This window comes from Lysinibacillus sp. GbtcB16 (assembly GCF_019091145.1).
Lineage (GTDB): Bacteria > Bacillota > Bacilli > Bacillales_A > Planococcaceae > Lysinibacillus > Lysinibacillus fusiformis.
Genome location: NZ_JAGXJV010000001.1, coordinates 1593115 through 1616090, shown reverse-complemented (window position 1 = coordinate 1616090; position 22976 = coordinate 1593115). Strand labels below are relative to the sequence as shown.

Below are 22976 nucleotides of genomic sequence, written 5' to 3'. Positions count from 1 at the left end.
CTATGGAACATATTTCATGATATACTAGTGCCATTGTGAAAAAAGGAGGAACTTGCATGATTCAAGTTAGTAATGTAGGTCTTCGCTATGGCGATCGTAAACTATTTGAAGACGTAAATATAAAATTCACACCAGGTAACTGCTATGGTTTAATTGGGGCAAACGGTGCTGGTAAATCAACATTCTTAAAAATTCTTTCTGGTGAAATTGAAGCACAAGAAGGTAACGTATCAATGGGCAAGGACGAACGTTTATCTGTCCTCAAACAAAACCATTTTGAATACGATGATTATACAGTGCTTGACACTGTTATTATGGGGAATAAACGCCTCTATGACGTAAAAACAGAAAAAGATGCTATCTATGCAAAGGAAGATTTCTCAGATGAGGATGGTATGCGTGCCGCTGAGCTAGAAGGTGAATTTGCAGAGCTAAACGGTTGGGAAGCTGAGTCAGAGGCAGCGACATTATTAAACGGTTTAGGTATCTCAGATGACCTTCACTACATGCTAATGGGTGATCTTGAAGGTTCAGATAAAGTAAAAGTATTACTTTCGCAGGCCCTATTTGGTCAGCCTGATGTACTGTTACTCGATGAGCCTACCAACCACCTTGACTTAAAAGCTATCCAATGGTTAGAAGAGTTCTTAATTAACTTTGAAAACACAGTCATCGTTGTGTCCCATGACCGTCACTTCTTAAACAAAGTATGTACACATATTGCTGATTTGGACTTCTCTAAAATCCAATTATATGTGGGTAACTATGATTTCTGGTATGAATCTTCTCAATTAGCTCAAAAAATGGCTCAAGACCAAAATTCTAAAAAAGAAGAAAAAATTAAAGAATTACAAGCGTTTATCGCACGATTCTCTGCGAATGCTTCTAAATCGAAGCAAGCGACATCTCGTAAAAAAATGCTGGATAAAATCGAGTTAGATGACATTAAGCCATCAAGCCGTAAATATCCTTTCATCAACTTCCAAATTGGTCGTGATATCGGGAATGATGTATTAACAGTTGAAGGTCTAACTGCCACTCATGAAGGCGATTCACTGTTTAAAGATATTCGTTTCTCGATGAACAAAGATGATAAAATCGTTTTACTTGGTAGCCCACTTGCTAAAACAGCGCTTCTTGATATCTTAATGGAAGATAAAGAAGCAGATGCAGGTACATTTAAATGGGGTGTAACCACTTCACAAAGCTACTTCGAAAACGATCATGACAAGTACTTTGAAGGAACAGAAAAGTCATTAGTAGAATGGTTACGCCAATATTCTCCTGATGATGAAACAGAAAGCTTCCTACGTGGTTTCCTAGGACGCATGTTGTTCTCTGGTGAAGAAGTGAAAAAATCACCTTCTGTACTATCAGGAGGCGAAAAAGTTCGTTGTATGTTATCAAAAATGATGCTTGCCACAGCGAACGTGATTTTACTAGATGAACCAACAAACCACCTTGACCTTGAATCTATTCAAGCATTGAACGAAGGCTTAATTCGTTTCAAAGGGGCTATGATTTTCACATCTCATGACCACCAGTTCATTCAAACAATTGCTAACCGTGTAATTGAAATCCGTGAAGACGGTTCAATTTTAGATAAGCAATTAACATATGATGAATTCTTAGAGTGGAAAGATCGCGAAGGTTTAAACTAATTCCAATAAAAATCCTCTACCGAATGTTTGGGTAGAGGATTTTTTGCATTTACTTGTCATACCATTTTCTAGCATTTTGATAGAGAATTTTATCCGCAGCCTGTTCATCAAAAAGCTCTTGAATCAATTCAACATCCTCAAATTCAAAAGGTCGTTTTGCTCGTGTCGATGGCAAATCTGTCCCAAACATTAACGCATCTGGATGAATGCTATAGATGGTTTGCAAAGCATTTTTCACATTCAATTCTACCCGACCAAAACCAGTCGCTTTCACACGTACACCTTTCTCTACAAGCTTTAGCAAATGTGGTAAACCTTCCTCCGATAAGCCTAGATGGTCAACTGAAATGGCTGGTAATGCTTCAATTGTGGAAGCAATCTCAGGTAAATATTTGGCATCTATATAAAGTTCACTATGCCACCCCGCCAACTCATACACTCTTCTTGCAAAGCTATCGAGTTTTGACAAATCCTCTGAACCGCCTCGTTGAATATTGAAGCGCAATGCCCTTACTCCATTTTTATGTAAATGAAGGATTTCATCATCTGTCACTGTATACGGTAATTGCGTCACCCCACAAAAAGCGGGACCTAGTTGTTTCAAAGCCTTCAGTAAATAATTTTGATCAAATCCTTGAAAGGAACCAGAAACAATGGCGCCCCCCTCTATATTGAAAAGAGCTGTTTCCTTTTGATAGTCCTCTACTATATAGCTCGGTGGTGTGTATCCTTGATTTTCTATAATCGGAAAATCAAAATCAATAATATGAAAATGTGCATCAAAAATTCTCATTATCCATCCCCCTTCTTTATTAACATATCATAGAAAGCACATAAGCGAAAATATTGATTATCTGCGCAATCTCATAAGTAGAACTTATCATAGATGTATAGGTCATTTAATAAAGACAATAAAAAATGGTATGAAACATTCATTTCATACCATTGTGTACTATTATTCCTCAAACTTTTTAAAAGCCAACACAGCATTATGACCACCAAAGCCAAAACCGTTAGACAAAGCAATGTTGACGGTTTGATGAAGCGCCTCGTTAGGAACATAATTCAAATCACACTCTGGATCTGGCGTTTCGTAATTGATCGTTGGTGGAATGATACCTTCCATAATACTTTTTAAAGTAATGATGGCCTCGATTCCGCCAGCTGCGCCAAAAAGATGGCCTGTCATCGACTTCGTGGAGCTCACTTTTAATTGATAGGCATGCTCACCAAATACGCTTTTAATCGCCTTTGTTTCCGACTTGTCTCCCTCTGGTGTACTAGTACCATGCGCATTGATATAATCGACAGCCGTCACATCAATGTCACCCATGCTTAAGGCTAGTTTCATCGCATTAGCTGCCCCAGTAAAATCAGGAGCTGTAATATGGAAAGCATCAGTCGTCACCCCATAGCCTACGATTTCTCCAAGAATCGTAGCGCCCCTTTGCTTAGCATGTTCATATTCCTCTAGGAACACAACCCCTGCCCCCTCTGACATGACGAAGCCGTCGCGATGGCTATCGAATGGTCGGCTAGCTTGTTCTGGCGCATCGTTCCTAGTAGACATCGCCTTCATACGGGAAAATCCAGCAAAGCTCAGCGGATTTATCGGTGCCTCAGCCCCTCCAGCTAAAATTCCATCTGCATAGCCATGGCGAATGTTTAAAAACGCTTCACCAATTGCTTGGTTACCCGTTGCACAAGCGGAAACTGGTGAGAAGCTTGGCCCTTTGAAGCCTGTTTTAATCGCGATAATCCCTGCGGCCATATTGCTAATCATCATCGGCACCATAAACGGTGACACCTTCCTTGGTCCATTATCGAGCATGGCTTGATGATTCGCTAAAATCGTCTCAATTCCCCCAATACCTGAGCCAATATAAACACCTAGTCGTTCCTTATTAACTTGCTCCATATTTATGTTTGCTTGCTCCAAAGCCTGCTGAGATGCAGCCAGTGCATATTGAATAAAAAGATCGTATTTACTTAATTCCTTTTTATCCATATATTGAGTAGCATCAAAGTCAGTGATAGAACCAGCAATTTGTGTTTGAATGCCGCCGAATTCCTCCGCTTCTAACTTTGTAATACCTGATTTTCCTTCTTTAATGTTCTCCCACAAGGCTGATACTGTTTGACCTAGTGGTGAGATAACACCATATCCTGTGACAACTACTCTACGTACCATATATTCCTCTCCTTTTTCGTTTACTTTAACAGTTCCTTTAATTGCTCCAACATTTTGTGAAAGAAATCTTCCCCTAAAACCCGTTTGTATTGCAAAGCACCCTTCGTACTCGAAATAAGCAGGATGGCTAATGCCTCTAAATCCATTGTCGACTGAAGTGAACCATGTTTCTTAGCATCTTTTAGTAAATCCACTAAAACATCTACTTCCATTTGGCTAAGCTGTTGAACTTTTTCTTGCATCGCAGGTGACAATTCTTGATAGTCCGCCTGTAATGCAGAAATCGGGCAAACACCATCTTGTTCTAGAAATGTAATCCGTCTTAAAATAAAGGCGAAAGGTTTTTCCTCAGCTGCTACTGTAGATTCCTTAATTACTGTATAAGCCTCCCCTAATCCTTTTTGAATTCTTTCGCAAACAGCGACTCCTAAGTCTTCCTTCTTTTCAAAATGATAATGAATGCTCGCTTTTGTTACACCAAGCTCTTTCGCTAAATGGTCATAACTAAATGATGTGAAACCTTTTTCTTGAATATTCTTCAATGTTAATTCAATGATTTGTGATTTTCTATTTGTCATGGCTATATACTAACTTACTAGTAGGTAAGTGTCAAATTAAAATACAGCAGATAGGTTATTTATCTGCTGTAATTAAAGTCTATTTCATTTCTTGTGTTGGTCCCATAACACCTGGTACTGGTAAACCAGCTTGACGAAGTAGAACTGTCATTTGACCGCGATGATGCGTTTGATGATCGATTAATGCACGTAATAAAGCGCCCTTTGGTATTGGCCCTGTAAAGCCATTTACAACTTCTAGTAAATCTTCATTTGAAAGCTTTGCCGCTTCCTCTTTTATACCATTTACAACTTTCTCATATGCTTGTACGATTTCTATAGCTGTCGTTGGTACAGGGTCTTCTTGACGAATCATCGGAACCTTTAAGCCTGCTAAATAACTAAAATATCCAGCCGCTCCAACTAAATGCCAACCAAGCCAGCCAAGTGTACTATGTCCCTCTACAATACTTTGATCTAACTTATCGTCCGTTACTGCCTGTAATACTTTCAGCGTTCCCTCTGCAGCCATCGTCCATTCCTGTAAAAAATCATCCGCTTGTCTATACATAACCATGCCCCCCAATTTTTAACTACAATTCTATCTTAGTTAATTTTTTTCATAGTTACAAGTTATGCGCTTTTAGTTTACATAATAATATTATTGGTGTTATAGCTATGATTCGTATAATGCCCAACATTCACGTATAATTAATAAAAAGTAGCGAGGGAGTGTGCCAATGAAGCATTCTATTATCGTTCTTGCTCTTGTATTTTTATTGGCAGGGTGCCAAGAAGAAATGAAAAAAGAACCTGTGCACCCAGCTGTTCAAGATCAAGTGTCATTACTCACCTATTTCCCACCTGATGGCTCTGTCGCATATTTTCAAGGAGAGGGAAATGAATTTGCCAGCTTTACTCTACAAACTACCTATATCGATACGCAACATATCGCTCAAGTGGAAGATAATGGTGGTGTGACCCTATTAAAAATTTATCGCATGACAGATTCAAAGATTGAGCTTGTCTATCGTGAACCCGTTGACAGTAATCCAAGCTTGCCTAGTATATCTGAGGTTGCAGCCTACCCTGTGCTAGAAACGATACTGCAGCAACCGATACAAGTAGGAACAAGCTTTGAAGGCTGGACCATTCAATCAACAACTGCTCAAGTCGATACAGGAACAAAAGTCTATACGAATGCCATCCAACTTACACGCACTGAAGATCAATTCGTAACGACCAAGTATTTTGCACAAGGGGTTGGCCTCATCAAAATCGAAGATACGATGGAGTCTGATCAAGAGCAGCCATTTGTCGTGACTTCCACCTTACAAAAAATAGAATAGTATGATGATGATAGGCGTCCTGCTTGGGCGCCTATTATGTAGCAAAAGGAGGTATCCTATGAGTGACCTACATAAGTCTGCTAATGAGCAGGAAGAATTAACAGAAGAAGAATTTATTGAGCTGGTGTTAACTGAGCAACAAAAAGCATTAGCTCAAGAGCAAGAAGAACGTCTTTATGGCAAAAAAGCAAAAAAGCCCAAGCCATTCGTACGCTGGATTGTATGGAGTATGGCATTCGTATTGTTTTTTAATACATTCGCGATTATTTTTCAAATTTATTCTATTCCGGCTATCGAATTTATCAAAGTATCAACTAAGCTATCAGCACAAGAGGATATACAAACTTATAAAAAAGCTATCGTAGAAATTTCGACAGGTTCCAGTAAAGGAACAGGTTTCGCCATCTCACCGGACGGTCTCATTGTCACCAATGCCCATGTAGTAGAGCAAGCACAGACATTATCCGTTGTATTTCCTGATGAGGGAGTAATGGAAGCAACATTAATTGAGAGCTATCCGAATGTTGATTTAGCCTTATTGCAAGTTCAAGCAGATCAGCTTCCCTATCTTCCACTAGCAGCTGATCCAACCTTCCCTGAGAATGAGCATATCCATTTTATTGGTAACCCCCTTACCTTTACTGGAATAGCTAATGAGGGAACTTTGCTGGAATCCATTCAATTAGATGATTGGCAAGTACCTGTAATGATGCTGAAAGCCCCAGTTTACCGTGGCAATAGTGGCAGCCCCGTCATTGATCAACAGGGTGAAGTCATCGGAATCATCTTTGCCACGATGAAATATGAACCTATAGGACGAGTTGGCCTATTTGTCCCCGTTCAACAACTACACCATATTTTAGAACAATCCAACAAAAAAATGAACCTGTAAAGTGCAGGTTCATTTTTATTGGTGTTGAAGTTATTTTGTGTTTACATAATAATATTATTTATCCTTACTTTCCTGTTTCACAAACTGAGCAATGGCCGATTTCACAGGTATTTTACTAACGACCTCATCACTAACCTCCGCAACCTTTTGGAGCGCATGCAAAAGATTATCATCCCCTGTCCAATGCTTTTCCACCACTTCCGGTCCTACTTTATTAATAATCGTATTCACCACAAACGTCGCCAACACGATATCATCCAAATAACCACCAAACCCTAATATCCCCTCAGGCATCAAATCCAACGGAAACACAAAATACGCAATCGACGCACCAATCAACGCCCGACTTTTCTTATCCACCCCTGCATCTGTTAACGTTTTAACTAATAAATGAAATAAATCAGGCACAAACATTAAATACGGTGTAAATTTACTACTCTTGCCCTTCTTCGACCCAAGAAAACCAACTAATTTTGTACGTAACTTCTGATAAAAATCCTGCTGTTCCTGATCATTCGGTAATTTCATTAAATCTTCCATCAATCAATCAACCTCCAATAGTAAGTACTTTGTGTGCTATTTTTGTGGCGCTATTTAGTTACCTTTTGAGGTGCTTTTTAGCACATTTTGCGGGCTATTTGCCACTCTTCAAATCCTATTCGAATCTTAGCGCGTTATCCGTCACTTCGTCACCCTTGCGCTTCTAGACAGCACTTCCACCGCGCTATTAACTTTGCCAACAGCACTACTTTATATTTATCCTATTTTAAGATTTATAATCATTGAACATTGCGATGATATAAAAAAAGACATCCTATTTGCATAGGATGTCTGGGTTTAACGAAAGTAATTTTAATTTCTGAGAATTAAAGTTTAGTTACGTTAGCAGCTTGTGGTCCGCGGTTGCCATCTACAACTTCGAATTCCACTTTTTGACCTTCGTCAAGTGTTTTGAAACCTTCGCCTTGGATAGCTGAGAAGTGTACGAATACGTCGTTTTCACCTTCAACTTCGATGAATCCAAAACCTTTTTCTGAGTTAAACCATTTTACTGTACCTTGTTTCATTTAAGAAAACCTCCAAAAAATAAAAGTGAACAATATGTAATTTCTTCAGCGATTGAAAAAAATTCACATATTACAAAGAGTACCGTACTAACGCGATCACTTTTTGTAATATGTGAATTCATGTTTCCGGTGAAGCAATTAAATTGTTAACCTAAGTATAACCAGCATTCATAATTTTGTCAAATAAAGAAAATTGTTTTTTTACTTTATTTCAAAATTATTTTACTTTTCTTCCATTTTACATGCAATAATTCCATGATATACTTGTGCGTCATCATCACATGCCTCACAGAAGAAGCTTTCATCCTCTGACCAAAAAGCCCAATATTGCCCTTCTTTTACTACTTCATTATCATATGTTGAGCGAAAGTGTGCTAGTTTATGCTGTAAAGCCAGCTCAAACTGCTCCTTTGCTTCAAATGTATCGTGTGTTTGAATAAAAGCTTCCCAGCCCTCAAATTTCCACCAAGGCTCATAGTCCGCTTTCATGTAAATAATTGTATACATATTTGCCCATTCCTTGCTGTCATAAGATATTTTCATTTTAGCAAACACACCTGAAATGTCTATTAAAACCACCTGAATTATGCTATTATTACCTTATTATACATAATTTTTGGAGGTTTTTATATGTTTTCAAGCATTCGACCTAAAGCTGAGCTAGAAGAACTACTAAAGCGTGGTACTGATTTACGTGCAACAGGCCGATTTCATCAAACATTGGCATTTAATCATTTCAATTCGCAAGATGAAGAGCATTTAAAGACGCTCTATGAAAAGCTTAAAGATATTACCCCTTCTATGAATGCCATTTTTCACCATTATTTAAGTGAGATATCCCCTACCTCTCAATTAACCATTAGTGAAGAAAATATAAATCAATATTTAACGCAATTTTTCCTAGCAACACGTGATGACGAGTATGTGGATGAAACCGTCAAGTTTTTCAATTTATTTCGCAAGCATCAATATGAGCCTGGTAAATTAATTGTCGTTTTCAATCAATTTGCCTTCTATATTACTACTTATATTTTACATAACTTTGGGATGAAGCCCAATAAAGCCTTCCAATTTATGAAATCATTCCAGTCTGCTGTCAATGTCGATCAGGAGCTATTGGTGGAAGTTTTGACGGAGCGCATCATTGAGAATGTTGTAGGTGAAGTATCATCCTTGATGGATGTCAATGCCAAAATCATGTATATGAAAGATTTAGTATTTAGTTTAGATAAGCAAAATGAGGAAATCCAGTCCTCTACAGCTGCGACTGAAGAAATTGCCGCTTCTATAAATGAAGTAGCCCGTATGTCCTCTCATATATCAGAAAAAACAACTGAATCTGTTGACCATGCGACACAGGGTAAAAATGCAATTGAGCATGCATTAACAGAAATTTTCAAAACGGAAGAAACGTTTACTTCGATTGTAGAATCTTTTACAGAACTGCAAAAACGGGTAAATGATATTGAACAAGTTGTGACATTGATTAACCAAATTGCGGACCAAACTAATTTACTAGCACTAAATGCCTCCATTGAAGCCGCACGCGCGGGTGAACATGGTAAAGGCTTTGCGGTCGTAGCACAGGAAGTACGAAAGCTTGCGGAAAGCACGGTCTCGGCTTTAAGCGAGGTCTCTACAAATGTTCACCATTTAAAGAGCTATTCCAATGACGTTTCCGACTCGATAACAGAAACAACAGCCATCATTAAAGAAGCAACCGTTGAGGCGAAAGAATCGTTACCATTATTGAATGCTATTGTCCATGCGATTGAAGGTATTAACTTGGATGTGACCAATACGGCAGCGATTTCCCAGCAACAGGCAGCGGCGATTGATGAAGTCTCCTCTAGAATGATTGAAATTTCTAGCTTGCAAGAAGATATTCGAGACTATAGTCATAATACATCAAGTGATATTCACCTTTTAGGGAAAGAAATCAATCGTTTCCGTAATGATATTATTGCCAATAATAATGTCCAGCTTTCATCCATTGCCCTTTTACAGCTATCTAAAGCTGATCATATTTTATGGAAGTGGCGCATTTATAATATGTTCCTTGGCCTAGAACATGTTGAGCCAAACGATGTCTCTTCACATAGAGAATGTCGACTTGGCAAATGGTACACAGCTTCTCGCACGGTGGAACGCTTCGACCATTTACAGGATTATCATGATTTAGACAATTATCATTTACTTGTCCACGAATCCGCGAAGCGCGCGGCGACAGCCTTTAAAGCTGGCAATATCGCACAAGCAGATAGCCATCTAAAAGAAGTGGATGAAGCGTCTACTCAAGTTCTATATTATATTAATAACCTAATCGCCTATTTAGAAAAAGAAAGAGTACTGCAATAAAGAGAGTGGCTCGTCCCCTCTCTCTACTGGTAGGAGGTATTTCCTTGAATAAACGAGCAAGTATTAAATTTTTTGGTGACGTCTACGGGACAGGCTACCGATTCTTTATTAAACAAAAGGCCATTGAATTAGGGCTAAAAGGGTATTGCAGATTGAATGCTGCTGAGCAAATTGAGGTTGAAGTAGAAGGAGCTGAAAAAGCGCTGAATGAATTCCTTCTTTTCGTCCAAAAAGGTGTTAGTCCCCAAGCCGATTCCAACTCATTTTCTTTAGAGCTGTATGATGATTTAAAAGGATATGTACGAATGGAGTCAGACATTGTTTAGTCTGGCTCTTCTTTTTACAAAGTAGTCAGGCCATCGTAGGACATTACAACATGCCTTACTAGTTAATGATTTATGTTTTGTTTAAGTAATTTATTATTGGCTATTGCGACTTCTATTAAACCAATCATACATGTGGCTAAAAATAATATAGACCAATTGATTTTTCTATATAATACACATGTATAGATAACGTCAATCACACAGTATAAAAGTATGATGCTAGCAATAATTATTCCTTTTTTATTCTTCATCATTCCATCACTTTCTTTTTTGACAAGATACTAATTTCAAACAAGCTGTATTATACTTTATTTTTCTTATTTTGCATAATTAAACATTTATTTGCAATCAGCACAGGAAATAAAAAATATCCGTATATAGGTTTTTCAAAAAACAAGCCTCCTACGTTTATTTTCAAATCAAACAGCACATCAACCTAATCATGAGAAATTCAAATCTATACGCTATAATGTTCACAAATTTCTTAAAAATAAATGGACATAAATAATGAACGACTTATTCCTAGGTATTCTAGGTAATATCATTGAGAAAATTTGCGATTCGCAGTAAAATTTATGTAAGGTTTCATTTTACATTGAAACTTTATGTCGATTATTTCGTATAAGAAGATAGACATATTGAAATGCAAGGAGGAAGAAACAATGCTTAGTGTTGGACAGTTTTTTTCTAGACATACTGCTAGCTTCGTTATTTCGCTAACAACTGTTTCTATCGCAGCAATTGCAGCAAATCCTGGATTCTTCCTTGGTGGTTTACTGTTTGCTGGTTCATATGCGACGAGTACAGCGTTGCTGAAACATAGACAAAAAAAGAAAGTCATGCAAATAGCAGGTATCACAAAAGAAGAATTCAAACACATTGAAACACAATTATCAACCGCTAATAAGCAAATTCAAACATTAAGTCAAAACTATTTACGTGTACGTTCTGTATCGGCTTTTAAACAACTACTTGAGATGACACGCATTTCAAAAAATATCGTCAAAATTGTAAAGACAGATCCACGTAAGTTTTATAATGTTGAACCCTTTTTCTATGCGCATTTACCTTCAGCAGTGGAATTAACGGATAAGTATACAATGCTTTCTAGGCAGCCGGTGAAGGATAAAGAAATTCAATTGACGTTATCCAAAACGCGTGAAACACTTACGGATTTAAATGATACGATTCAAATTGATTTAAAGGATGCGCTAGCTAATGATATTGACCACCTGCAAATGGAGATTGAATTCGCAAATCGTTCTAATCTTAGACGTAGAGAACAATTGGACTGGCGAGGCGATGATAAATGACAGCAAATGAACATGCTTTTCAATTAAATACCATTCCTGGTCTTTCTCCATTAGTACAATCTTATTTAGACACAACTCCACAAGCTGAGGCGATGGCGACGTACGAAACGCTATCGCCTCTTGCGCAAAGTCGAGCTTTACTATATGCTAGCCAAATTGATTTAACTGATTTTGAATCTTTGCTATCCTTAGGGCAAGATTCACAGCGTTCCCTATCCCAGTTTGCAGATCGGATGTTAGCGCAGGTGAAGCAAAAAGACGTGACCAAAATCGGCCAAATGCTCGATTCCTTAATGCATACTTTAGATCGTGTAGACCCGACAGCTTTAGAGCCGAAAAAGCAAACCTTTTTCAATAAGATATTTGGTAGTAAAACAGAGCCTACTGTGAAACAAACGCTAACAGAATTTGAACGCATTAGTATTCAGGTGGAACGTATTGGGGTGCAATTGGAACGTGCTCAGCTCCAACTCATTCGAGATGTAGAAAATTTAGAAGCGCTTTATACACATAATCGAGGATTTTTCGAGGAACTAGCTACTGCCATTGCAGCTGGTCAAATGAAAAAACAGCAAGCCATTGAAGTGGAGCTTCCTACAAAAATAACAAGTGTCCAAGCAAATAAACAGCCACTTGCCATACAACAGCTAAATGATTTCGCTGCGCAAATTGAGAGGCTGGATCAACGTATTTATGATTTACAGGTATCTCAACAAGTAGCCCTTCAAACAGCACCACAAATTCGTATGATACAGCAAGCGAATCAAACATTAGCTGAAAAAATTGAATTTTCCATTGTCACACTAATTCCTTTATGGAAAAATCAATTGGCGATGATGCTTTCCATGCATATGGATCATCACTATGCACAGCTTGAGGAACGATTATCACAGACACAGGATCGTTTTGCAAGGCCTTCATTTGAGCAGCAAGTATCGAAATTCAAGGAAACACAGCATGAGCTACAAACAGCTATAAAAGATGTCTTCGCCCTACATACGGCGACTGAACAGGAAAAACAACAGTTGCAAGATGCGACGGATATAAGAGGCTATCAGAGAGACTAATGAAAAAAAGGGTGGCTCAGTAAATGATCTGAACCACCCTGTCTTCTTTTTATGCAAAATAATCTTTATAGTAGCCACCGACATTGCCAGTGTTATCGATGATAAAAATGAACTCTTCTGTTTCATTTTTCACTTCATATTCTTTTCCAACTGTTAATACGTTTGATACTAAGTATTTTGATGCATTGGTATGTTTGCAAGTCACTGTTCTTAATGTTGGCGCATCTTTCCATTTTAAATGTAACATATTCTCTCTACCTCTCTTTACTAGCATAAAGCTAATGTCTAATGCTTATTTTATAATATTTTTAGGCTTTTGTGGAGAAAAAAGAAATACAATACCTAATCTATCCAAAAATAATTTTACATTTGAGGTGTTATGATGAGCTTTGGCGGTGTACCGCAATGGTTTTTTATTATTGCAATAGCATTTGTAATCTGCTTTGTCCTTTATGCAGAGTGGAATTCTAGAAAGTAAGTGAGTCCCTCTATTAGGACTCACTTTTTCATTTGTTGCTTCTACTTTAATGTTCGTTTTAAAAACTCTTTCGTTCGATCATGTTGCGGGTTTATTAATACTTGTGATGGTGGGCCCTCTTCGACAATTACACCTTTATCCATAAAGACTACTCGATCTGCTACCTCTTTTGCAAATTCCATCTCATGCGTCACAATTAGCATCGTATTGCCTGCATCGGCCAATTGTCGCATGACTTTGAGTACCTCCCCTACCATCTCAGGGTCTAGTGCTGATGTAGGTTCATCAAAAAGCATCACTTCTGGATTCATGGATAATGCTCGGGCAATGGCTACGCGTTGTTTTTGCCCCCCTGAAAGCTGTCGAGGCTTTGCGTTTACATATTGATCCATCCCGACGATTTTTAAATATTTAAGCGCCGTTTCCTCTGCTTCCTTTTTGGAACGTTTTAAAACTTTTATTTGCCCCACTGTACAATTATTTAAAACATTGTGGTTGTTAAATAAATTGAATTGCTGGAATACCATTCCTAGATGTGTTCGATATTCTTGAATATTGTGTTTTTCGTCTAGGATGTCCTCCCCTTGATAAATAATTTGCCCACCACTTGGTGTTTCTAATAAATTAATACAACGAAGTAAAGTGGATTTACCAGAACCAGAGGAACCAATTAAACAAACGACTTCCCCTTTTTCCACTTGAAAATTAACATCCTTTAACACTTGGTTACGTCCAAATGATTTACTTAAATGCTCGATTTTAATGACTGCCATTTGTGCGTCCCCCTAAATTGCTTCTTTTTGTTCTTTTTGATAAGCATCTGGTCCATCTAATCGTTTTTCAACATATAGCAGAATACGTGATGCCGTAAATGTCATGATGAAGTAAAGAATACAAGCTACAAAGAATGATTCAAAATAACGGAAGTTGTTACCGGAGATTGATTTTGTTTGGAAGAATAATTCTGTTACTCCGATAACGTTTAATACGGCTGTATCTTTAATATTCATAATTAATTGGTTGCCTGTCGCAGGTAGTACGTTACGCGCTACTTGTGGTAAAACTACGTGAAGCATGATCTGGAAGTGATTCATACCGATAGCTGATGCTGCCTCATATTGACCATTATCAATTGATACAATACCACCGCGAACAATTTCTGCCATATAGGCACCTGTATTAAGCGAAACGACTAATATCCCCGCTGTAATAAAGTGCATGTCTATGCCAAATGCAATATCTAATCCATAGTAGACAACCATAGCCTGTACAATCATTGGTGTACCACGGAAAAATTCAACATAGCATGTGAGTATAAAATTAATAAGCTTTAAGCCATAAAATTTCACACCTTTTTTACGAACTGGGATCGTATGCATAATTCCGATGAAAAATCCGATAAATGCACCAATAATTGTACTGATAGTCGAAATTAGTAACGTATAATACGCACCTCGTAAAAACATTTGCCAGTTGTTTTCAATAATTGAAAGTATCCATTCAAGACTCATGATGTTCCTCCTAACAATGTCATGTTGCTTGCTATCTTTTTCCTGCCCTAGCTCTTTCTACTAGTCTATGTTTTATTTCGCTAGGACATTATCATTATGTAGAGAGGTTCTCATTTTAATAATGATGAAATGATAGTGCACGGACTAGCCACTAGTCCGTGCCATTTTTTTATTGTGCTGCTGGTTGCTGAGAAATAGCTTCTTCCATAATCGCTTGACGATCATCTTCAGAAATTCCTTTTAGAATTTCATTGATTTTATCAAGATTCGCATCTTCTTTACGTAAGCCTACAGCAATTGACGTATTTGAAAGATCCGTATCGAAGCCCTCTTCAAATGCTACGTATGTGAATTTATCGTTGGCAGCAGCTGCGGAAATACCTTCTGGACGTTCTGCAACATAGCCGTCAATTTTGCCTGCCTCTAAAGCTACACGCATAGCTGGGAAGCTTTCCATTGCCGTTTGTTTATTAACATCTTTGATTTGATCAATCACATTGTAATTGGATGTATTAAGTTGTGATGTAATTTTTGCGCCAGAAAAATCTTGAATCGATTTGACCCCTTCGTATTTGCTGCCCTTTTTAATAACCATGACAAAATCAGAAGTATAGTAGTTTTCAGTAAAATCAATTGTTTTCTTACGTTCTTCTGTTGGCGACATGCCCGCGATAATTGCATCAATTTTATTTGATTGTAGCGCTGGTACTAAGCCGTCCCATTCCATTTTAACGATCACTAATTCTTTGCCTAAGCCTTCAGCAATTTTTTTCGCCATTTGTACATCATAACCGCCTGCATACTCTGCATTATCTGCAATTTTCACCGCGCCATTTGCATCATTTTGCTGTGTCCAGTTGAATGGTGGGTAGCCAGCCTCCATTCCAATTCGGAATTCACCGCCGCCTTCTTCCTTATCTGCGCCAGCTTCTCCTGAACTGCCTTCTTTTTTGTCGCTAGTGCCACATGCAGCTAGCACAATTGCCGTCATGATAGAGATCATTACTAACAGCCATTTTCTTTTCATGTAAAACTCCCCTTTTCTGTAAAAAAATAAGACAACTGTACGAAAAAAGACCTAAGTTTTGTGAACTTAGGTCTTACCTTTTATGACAGTTGCCCAAATCCTCACTAGTATTCCATGTTTCCGAGATAGCACAACCTAGTAAACTTGGAATTGAATTTACTAGGACAGTCCTGCACTTATTCACTGCAGACCCAGCATAAAAGTACGAGCTCCTTTTATACTTCGGCGATATTTCCTTCTTCATTGCGTCTTTGTTTGCTTGTACTCAACAATGAACTAATAAATACCGCGCCTCTACCTCACTGTTATATGTTAGTGAGGTTTGTTTATTTAATTGATATTTAGATACTACTATAAAACTAGTATGTACGTCAAGAGAGTTTTATCATTTTTCTGACTAATGCCAATATTAGGGTATTATGCTTGGCCTATCCATTGTTAATCTATGTATTTTTGTCAATATATCCGCCGGAAAACCACAAATTTTTACGATCAATGGTTTTTATTCTAAGTAAATAGTTTCGTATTTTCAAAATCACTAAAGACTTTAGTGATACAGAAAACCAAGAAAAAAACCCTGTAAAACAAAGTTTACAGGGTTTAAAGGAATTATGAATTTAATAATAAATCTTCAGGGTTTTCGATTAATTCTTTAACTGTTTTTAAGAATCCTACAGAATCTTTTCCATCGATGATACGGTGATCGTAAGAAAGTGCTACATACATCATTGGACGGATTTGAACTTCACCATTTACCGCAACTGGGCGGTTAACAATTGAGTGCATACCTAAAATACCAGCTTGAGTACCGTTCATAATTGGTGTTGACATTAATGAACCGAATACACCACCGTTTGTGATTGTGAATGATCCACCAGCCATGTCATTTAATCCTAGTTTTTTCTCACGAGCTTTAGTCGCTAAGCTAGCGATATCTTTTTCGATTTCTGCGAAGTTTTTGCTGTTTGCATCGCGTACAACTGGTACTACTAAACCTTCTTCAGTTGATACTGCAATACCGATATCAAAGAAGTTATTTAAATGTAATTCATCGCCAACGATTTGAGCGTTTACATATGGGTATTTTTTCAGTGCTGCAACAACAGCTTTTGTGAAGAATGACATGAAACCAAGTTTGATGTCGTTTGCTTTAACAAACTCTTCTTGTTTACGTTTACGAAGTGCCATGATATTTGTCATGTCAATTTCGTTGAATGTTGTTAACATTGCTGTTGATTGTTTAACTTCTAATAAACGTTTGGCAATTGTTTGACGACGACGGCTCATTTTTTCAATTGTTACACGGTCAGAATTAGCTGCTGGTGTGAATACAACTGGGCCACCTGTAGTTGCTACTGGTGTAGGTGCTGCTACTGCTGGTGCTGTACCATGTGCTGATACATCTTGTACACGAACACGGCCTTGTGGATCTACTGGAGATACCGCTGCAAGATCGATGCCTTTTTCACGTGCAAGTCGACGTGCCGCTGGAGATGCGATCACACGCTCACCAGAAGTTTCTTCTACTACAGGAGCTGCTGCAACTGGTGCTGTAGGAGCCGCTTGTGGCGCTGCTGGAGCTGGAGCTGCTTCAGCTGGTGCCGCCGCTGCTGGTGCAGCAGCTGCGCCTTCGCCTGCTTCTACGATAGCAATAACTTGACCAACTAGTACAGTATCGCCTTCTTCAGCTAAAATTTGTGTTAATACACCTGCTTCTTCAGAAATGATTTCAGCGTTTACTTTATCTGTTTCAAGTTCAACGATGAATTCACCTTTTTCAACGCGATCGCCCACTTTTTTAACCCACTGTGCGATACTACCTTCTGTAATCGATTCTGCTAATTCAGGGACTTTAATTTCAGCCACTTTCATTTCCTCCTTTGATTAACGTGCATGACGCACATAAAAGGGCTACTGCTTATGGGCAAGTAGCCCAGCTATCAATATTTATATGTTATTATTTAACCTTTACTGGCTCAGCAACTGCTTCTTCAATAAGTGATGATTGAGCTGCTTTATGAGAATCTGCATCCCCTTCAGAAGTTGAGCTCATTGCAGGACGACCTACATAGCGAAGCTTTTTACCTTCTGCAAGTTCATATAATGTTTCTAGTGCATAATTCCATGAGCCTTGGTTTTTAGGTTCTTCTTGTACCCATACGATTTCTTTTGCATTAGGATACTTAGCAATAATACCAGCAACTTGCTCTTTTGGGAATGGGTAAAGTTGTTCTACACGAACAATGTGTACGTGATCGAAACCTTCTCCATCTTTCACGCGATCTGCTAAATCGATCATCACTTTACCAGTACCTAATACAATACGCTCTACAGCTTCTGTTTTTGTACCTAAGCCAGGTTGTTCAATCACTTCTTGGAATGAACCATCTGCTAATTGCTCAGCATTAGCTGCTGCTAATGGGTGACGCAATAATGATTTTGGTGATACAACCACAAGTGGACGTACACCTTCAGTGCCTAATAACGCTGCTTGACGGCGTAATAAGTGGTAGTAGTTACCTGCATTTGAACAGTTTGCTACAAACCAGTTATTTTCTGCTGACATTTGTAAATAACGTTCCATACGGCTTGAAGAGTGCTCTGGACCTTGGCCTTCATAACCATGTGGTAATAGAATCACCATGCCAGATTTTTGACCCCATTTAGAGCGTGCCCCTGAAATGAAGTTATCAAACATTACCTGTGCCATATTCGCGAAGTCACCAAATTGTGCTTCCCAAACTGTTAATACATGGCCGTTTTCTAGGTTGTAACCATATTCAAAGCCAACTACCCCTGCTTCAGTCAGTGGTGAGTTGTGCACTGAAAAGGATGCACTTGCACCAGAAATATGATGAAGTGGTGTAAAGACATTACCATTGTTTTTATCGTGAAGCACTAAGTGACGTTGTGAGAAAGTACCACGTTGTGCATCTTGACCTGTGAAACGTACTGGTGTGCCATCTTGGATAATTGTTGCATAAGCTAAAGTTTCCGCATGACCCCAGTCGATTTTCGCAGATGCAAATGCGTCACGACGTTTTTCTAAAATTTTGCCAAGCTTTTTCTGTGGCTCGAAGTTTTCTTCAAACACTAGAAGCTCTTCGTTAATTTTACCTAAACGTTCTGCTCCAACTGCTGTATCAATTTGTGGGAATTCAATTTTTAACTCTTCTGGCATTTCTAATTGATGATGCTCATCTTTTGAAGCCATTTCTTTTACATGATCATAAGCCGCCTGCATTTCTGCATAAATAGCTGTATCTAATGCAGCTACATCTTCAGTTGATACAAGACCTTCAGTAACAAGTGCAGCACCATATAATGAACGTACAGTTTCGTGTTTAGATACTAATTTATAAGTTTCTGGGTTTGTAACCGTTGGATCATCCGTTTCGTTATGACCATGACGACGGTAACCAACTAAATCAACGACAATATCTTTACCGAATTTTTGGCGGTAATTAGCTGCAAAACGACCAACTTGTGCCACTGCTTCAGGGCTATCTGCATTCACATGTACTACTGGTACTTCATACCCTTTTGCTGGGTCAGAAGAGTAAACAGAAGAACGAGAATCATATTGTTCAGTCGTGAAGCCGATCATATTGTTCGCGATAATGTGAATAGTACCACCTGTTGTAAATCCTTCAGTTTTAGCGAAGTTTAATACTTCAGTTACGATACCTTGACCTGGGAATGCTGCATCACCATGCACAAGAATTCCTAAGCCTTTTGTGCGATCATGAATCGCTTGACCTGGTTTTGAAGTGTCATCTTGTGTTGCACGTGTAGCACCTAGAACTACTGGATTGCCTACTTCTAAGTGTGATGGGTTGTATGCAAGCTTTACATTCATACCTGAATCACGGTTATAAGAAGCACCCATATGGTATTTCACATCACCTGTCCACCCTTTTGTAATTTCAAGGCGACCATTTTCTGGCATAAATAAATCATTTGATACATGTGCAAAGTCAGAGAACATCATGTCATAAGGTTTATTTAAAATATGTGTTAAAACATTTAAGCGACCACGGTGTGCCATACCAATACGTACTTTTTCAACACTTAGCGCTTCTGCAGTTTTAATGATTTCATCAAATAGTACAATTTGCGTATCTAAGCCCTCACCAGAGAAACGCTTTTGTCCTACAAATGTTTTATGGATAAATTTCTCGAAATTTTCAACACGCGTTAAACGATCTAATAAGGCTTTCTTTTCATCAGAAGAAAGTGCTTGTTGGAAAGAGCCAGATTCAATTTGTGCTTGAATCCAATTACGTTCTTCTGTAGCTACTACATGTTCATATTCAAACGCTACTTTATTTGTATAAATAGCTTTTAAATAGTCAATTGCATCCTTACCATTTTTCACGTTTGCTGGCACATCTTTGAAGAAGATTGCTGCAGGAATTTCAGCTAAATCTGCAGCGCTTAAGTTGAACGCGCTTTCTTCAATTTGAGCTGTTTGTAGTTCACGGTTTTTCAGAGGATAAATATCTGCTGCTAAATGACCGCGTGAACGGATTGCATCGGCTAATTTCACAGCGGCTAACACTTTTTTGTAATCGCCAGCAGGAGCCGCTGCTGTATGACTAGCTACAGCTACTTCACCTTCTACTACTACTGGTGCACCAAATTGTTGGAATAAAGAAACTAACTCCGGTTCTACTTCTTCAGGAGACTGTAAGAATAAGTCGTATTGCTCCATCACATATCCTAGGTTAGGACCAGAGAAAGCTGACCATGGAGAACTTACAGTTGTAACGTTGTTCGACATGAAAAATGACCTCCAAATTTTGCCTTTCGGCAGTTCCATTAATTAAATTGCAATTAATTATATAATATTTAGCCGTTCTTTAAAAGAATGTTTTACACTACTTTTCCATATTTTAAAGAACGTTTTTTCCATCTCAATCTTACTACTCTTCACAAAAAATACAACTCTTTTTAGCAAATTAAGCAATTTTTTTCGCAAAGGATAGAATAATGAAATAAAGCGTGCATTTTTCTTAATATTTTAGCGGGATCTTTAATGAGAAAACGGTTCCAATATTAACCTCACTCTTGACTTCTACCGTCGCATTATATTTTTCAAGCAACATCTTCGAAATACTTAATCCTAAGCCAGTTCCACCAATTTGACGGTTTCTTGCCTCATCCACTCGATAAAAACGATCAAAGATAAAAGGAATATTGTCTTTTGCTATTCCTATACCATTATCAGCAATTTCTAAACATGCATAATTTCCAGCAACTGAAATAGAAATTTGTATCTCAGGAATTTTTTCACAATAACGAATTGCATTTTCTATTATATTACGAATGATTTGACTTAGTGCATTTTCAGTTATAAATAAAGGACCCATTTCATCATTTTTCGACAGCAAAATTCGCGCTTTTGGGTGTACAAGCCTCATTTCATCGATAACAGCCTCAATCACCGATAGTGCATTTGCCTCACTCATCTCATCTTTTTCCTCACGTCTTGCAAGCTCTAATAACTCCTCAATCATTTTACGCATGCGAGCAATTTCTGTTAAGGAAGTATCGATCGACTCCTCTAAAATAGCTGGATCATTTTTGCCCCATCTTTTTAGCAGAGAAAGATGGCCTTCGATAGCTTGGATTGGCGTACGAAGCTCATGAGAAGCATCTGCGACAAATTGTTGCTGCTGAGTAAATGAAATTTGCAGTTCATTCATCATGGCATTGTACATTTTCAACAAATCACCAATCTCATCGTGTGATGTGTAGGTTAGCTGTATAGGCTCATTAAAGCCTTGATCCATCACCATTTTCATGGAAGCACGTAATTCACGCAATGGCTTCATTAAATAATTGGCTAGATAATACCCAATAGTGCCTGATAACACCAATGCCCCAAGACCAGCGATGAGCATAGCTGTTAATAAATAATGCATGAGCGATTGAAAACCGTTGAGCGGATGGACAACTTGAACATACCCATGAAAAAAACCTAGTCGTATTGGTTCATTCATGACCAGTACGTCCTGCTTATTAATGGTCGTCTCAAAAATCTCCTGCATGGAGCTAAGAGGTGCAGCATCTGAAGTATTATTGATACGCAAAATATCCACACCGTCCGCATTAAACATTCTAACAGTTTCATCTCGATCGACAATCGATTTGAGCAAACCAGTATTTTGTTGGATTTGTTGAATCGTAATATCCGGTCCCTGTGATTGTAAAAATGAAATAATATCCCTACTAGTCCGTTCAACCTTGCTTTCCTCATCATTTAAAAGCCATGTATGGAGAGAAATATAAACAACCACGCAAATAATCGTATAGCTTATAAAAATTACACTACTCGATGTGAGCATCCATTTTTTCTGCAGAGATTGACGACGGAGATACATCAGTAACTTGTTCATTCCCGCATCACATACCCAACCCCTCGAACCGTTTCAATATAGGCATTCGTATCACCTGGGAGCTTCGTCCGTAAATGACGTATATACACATCTACCACATTGGTCTCTATATCTGTATCGTAGCCCCATACAGATGTTAGTATATGCTCGCGTGTACAAACTCTATTTTTGTGTTCGATTAATAGTTTCAGTAAATCATATTCTGTCTTTGTGAGGTCAAGTTTATTCCCTTGCACGAAAACTTCGTAGGCTGCGATATCTATCTCAATATCACGTAAACTTAAAAATTCACTATTTGCTGGCTCTTGCGTTGTTGCACGACGTAAAATCGTTCGAATTCTTGCTAATAGTTCTTCGATCGCAAATGGCTTGACGATGTAGTCATCTGCTCCAGCATCTAGGCCAGCTACACGATCCATAACAGCGTCTCTTGCCGTTATTAAAATAATAGGCACCTGAGATTGTGTCCTAACCCGCCGACAAATTTCAATACCATTGATGCCCGGTAGCATCACGTCAAGCAATAGCACATCAAATGCCTCTGTTGTTGCCAAAGATAGCCCCTCACGCCCTTCAAAGGCAACTGTCACGTCATAGCCTTCATGCTGTAGCTCTAGCTCGACAAAACGTGCAATATGCTTTTCATCTTCCACTACTAATATTTTCTTAGGCACATAATCACCTTCTATTCCGAAATAACGATGCAGGATTTTTATCCCTATACTGTTATAGCATAACATCAAATAAAAAGTCTGTCTCACAAGGATTAACTTGTGGA

22 protein-coding genes and 1 riboswitch are annotated in these 22976 nt (G+C 38.3%); of the genes, 7 read left to right on the top strand and 15 right to left on the bottom strand.

Features of this window, described 5'->3' with window-relative positions:
* The first annotated feature begins 56 nt into the window (after positions 1-56).
* The gene (locus tag KVT27_RS08130) at positions 57-1661 is read left to right on the top strand and encodes an ABC-F family ATP-binding cassette domain-containing protein (RefSeq protein WP_036125767.1); all 1605 of its coding nucleotides are present in this window, start codon (positions 57-59) and stop codon (positions 1659-1661) included.
* A gap of 49 nt (positions 1662-1710) precedes the next feature.
* Here the strand turns inward: KVT27_RS08130 and KVT27_RS08125 are convergent, their stop codons facing one another.
* The 4 genes from KVT27_RS08125 to KVT27_RS08110 form a co-directional block, all read right to left on the bottom strand.
* Complete coding sequence (locus KVT27_RS08125) at positions 1711-2454, bottom strand: amidohydrolase family protein (protein WP_036125765.1); 744 nt, start codon at positions 2452-2454, stop codon at positions 1711-1713.
* Between the two features lie 162 nt (positions 2455-2616).
* Complete coding sequence (fabF, locus tag KVT27_RS08120; protein WP_036125762.1) at positions 2617-3852, bottom strand: beta-ketoacyl-ACP synthase II; 1236 nt, start codon at positions 3850-3852, stop codon at positions 2617-2619.
* A gap of 20 nt (positions 3853-3872) precedes the next feature.
* The gene (locus tag KVT27_RS08115) at positions 3873-4430 is read right to left on the bottom strand and encodes a TetR/AcrR family transcriptional regulator (protein ID WP_217581098.1); all 558 of its coding nucleotides are present in this window, start codon (positions 4428-4430) and stop codon (positions 3873-3875) included.
* A 79-nt stretch (positions 4431-4509) separates the two neighbouring features.
* Complete coding sequence (locus tag KVT27_RS08110) at positions 4510-4980, bottom strand: DinB family protein (RefSeq protein ID WP_036125758.1); 471 nt, start codon at positions 4978-4980, stop codon at positions 4510-4512.
* A 169-nt stretch (positions 4981-5149) separates the two neighbouring features.
* On the opposite strand from KVT27_RS08110, the gene KVT27_RS08105 reads away from it, so the two are divergent.
* Positions 5150-5758: a hypothetical protein gene (locus KVT27_RS08105; RefSeq protein WP_217581097.1), complete on the top strand. Its 609-nt coding sequence runs from the start codon at positions 5150-5152 to the stop codon at positions 5756-5758.
* A gap of 58 nt (positions 5759-5816) precedes the next feature.
* Positions 5817-6650, top strand: coding sequence for a S1C family serine protease (locus KVT27_RS08100; protein ID WP_217581096.1), 834 nt, complete (start codon positions 5817-5819; stop codon positions 6648-6650).
* 54 nt (positions 6651-6704) lie between these two features.
* On the opposite strand, the gene KVT27_RS08095 is transcribed toward KVT27_RS08100, so the two are convergent.
* From KVT27_RS08095 to KVT27_RS08085, 3 genes are all read right to left on the bottom strand, one after another.
* The gene (locus tag KVT27_RS08095) at positions 6705-7190 is read right to left on the bottom strand and encodes a YkvA family protein (RefSeq protein WP_036125754.1); all 486 of its coding nucleotides are present in this window, start codon (positions 7188-7190) and stop codon (positions 6705-6707) included.
* 326 nt (positions 7191-7516) lie between these two features.
* Positions 7517-7717, bottom strand: a complete 201-nt coding sequence (locus KVT27_RS08090) for a cold-shock protein (protein ID WP_004230088.1) — start codon at positions 7715-7717, stop codon at positions 7517-7519.
* 222 nt (positions 7718-7939) lie between these two features.
* Positions 7940-8260 (bottom strand): DUF1033 family protein, encoded by a 321-nt coding sequence (locus tag KVT27_RS08085; RefSeq protein ID WP_225316193.1) that lies wholly within the window; start codon positions 8258-8260, stop codon positions 7940-7942.
* A gap of 87 nt (positions 8261-8347) precedes the next feature.
* Here KVT27_RS08085 and KVT27_RS08080 point away from each other — a divergent pair, with 87 nt between their 5' ends.
* The 4 genes from KVT27_RS08080 to KVT27_RS08065 all read left to right on the top strand — a co-directional run bounded on the left by KVT27_RS08080 (position 8348) and on the right by KVT27_RS08065 (position 12781).
* Positions 8348-10075, top strand: a complete 1728-nt coding sequence (locus KVT27_RS08080; RefSeq protein WP_208704262.1) for a methyl-accepting chemotaxis protein — start codon at positions 8348-8350, stop codon at positions 10073-10075.
* A 44-nt stretch (positions 10076-10119) separates the two neighbouring features.
* Complete coding sequence (locus tag KVT27_RS08075; protein ID WP_025115385.1) at positions 10120-10401, top strand: acylphosphatase; 282 nt, start codon at positions 10120-10122, stop codon at positions 10399-10401.
* Between the two features lie 662 nt (positions 10402-11063).
* Entirely contained in the window at positions 11064-11714 is a 651-nt protein-coding gene (locus KVT27_RS08070; protein ID WP_025115387.1) for a 5-bromo-4-chloroindolyl phosphate hydrolysis family protein, read from the top strand.
* Entirely contained in the window at positions 11711-12781 is a 1071-nt protein-coding gene (locus KVT27_RS08065; RefSeq protein ID WP_036148263.1) for a toxic anion resistance protein, read from the top strand. Before KVT27_RS08070 ends, KVT27_RS08065 begins: the two co-directional genes overlap by 4 nt.
* 49 nt (positions 12782-12830) lie before the next feature.
* Here KVT27_RS08065 and KVT27_RS08060 read toward each other — a convergent pair whose 3' ends face one another.
* The 8 genes from KVT27_RS08060 to KVT27_RS08025 form a co-directional block, all read right to left on the bottom strand.
* A complete protein-coding gene (locus KVT27_RS08060) occupies positions 12831-13028 on the bottom strand; it encodes a DUF6501 family protein (RefSeq protein ID WP_012294410.1) in 198 nt (65 codons plus the stop codon).
* A gap of 272 nt (positions 13029-13300) precedes the next feature.
* Entirely contained in the window at positions 13301-14032 is a 732-nt protein-coding gene (locus tag KVT27_RS08055) for an amino acid ABC transporter ATP-binding protein (RefSeq protein WP_008181223.1), read from the bottom strand.
* 12 nt (positions 14033-14044) lie between these two features.
* On the bottom strand, positions 14045-14770 hold the full coding sequence (locus KVT27_RS08050; RefSeq protein WP_008181226.1) for an amino acid ABC transporter permease: 726 nt from the start codon (positions 14768-14770) through the stop codon (positions 14045-14047).
* 169 nt (positions 14771-14939) lie between these two features.
* The gene (locus KVT27_RS08045) at positions 14940-15797 is read right to left on the bottom strand and encodes a transporter substrate-binding domain-containing protein (protein ID WP_008181228.1); all 858 of its coding nucleotides are present in this window, start codon (positions 15795-15797) and stop codon (positions 14940-14942) included.
* A gap of 118 nt (positions 15798-15915) precedes the next feature.
* A riboswitch (Lysine riboswitch) is annotated at positions 15916-16102 on the bottom strand.
* 304 nt (positions 16103-16406) lie between these two features.
* Positions 16407-17663 carry a 2-oxoglutarate dehydrogenase complex dihydrolipoyllysine-residue succinyltransferase gene (gene odhB / locus KVT27_RS08040; protein WP_036125744.1) on the bottom strand — a complete coding sequence of 419 codons (1257 nt, stop codon included), beginning with the start codon at positions 17661-17663 and terminating at the stop codon, positions 16407-16409.
* 91 nt (positions 17664-17754) lie between these two features.
* Positions 17755-20580 carry a 2-oxoglutarate dehydrogenase E1 component gene (locus KVT27_RS08035; RefSeq protein WP_036148259.1) on the bottom strand — a complete coding sequence of 942 codons (2826 nt, stop codon included), beginning with the start codon at positions 20578-20580 and terminating at the stop codon, positions 17755-17757.
* A gap of 232 nt (positions 20581-20812) precedes the next feature.
* The gene (locus KVT27_RS08030; RefSeq protein WP_217581095.1) at positions 20813-22198 is read right to left on the bottom strand and encodes a HAMP domain-containing sensor histidine kinase; all 1386 of its coding nucleotides are present in this window, start codon (positions 22196-22198) and stop codon (positions 20813-20815) included.
* On the bottom strand, positions 22195-22872 hold the full coding sequence (locus KVT27_RS08025; RefSeq protein WP_036125737.1) for a response regulator transcription factor: 678 nt from the start codon (positions 22870-22872) through the stop codon (positions 22195-22197). The genes KVT27_RS08030 and KVT27_RS08025 overlap by 4 nt, the downstream gene beginning before the upstream one ends.
* Between the last annotated feature and the right edge of the window lie 104 nt (positions 22873-22976).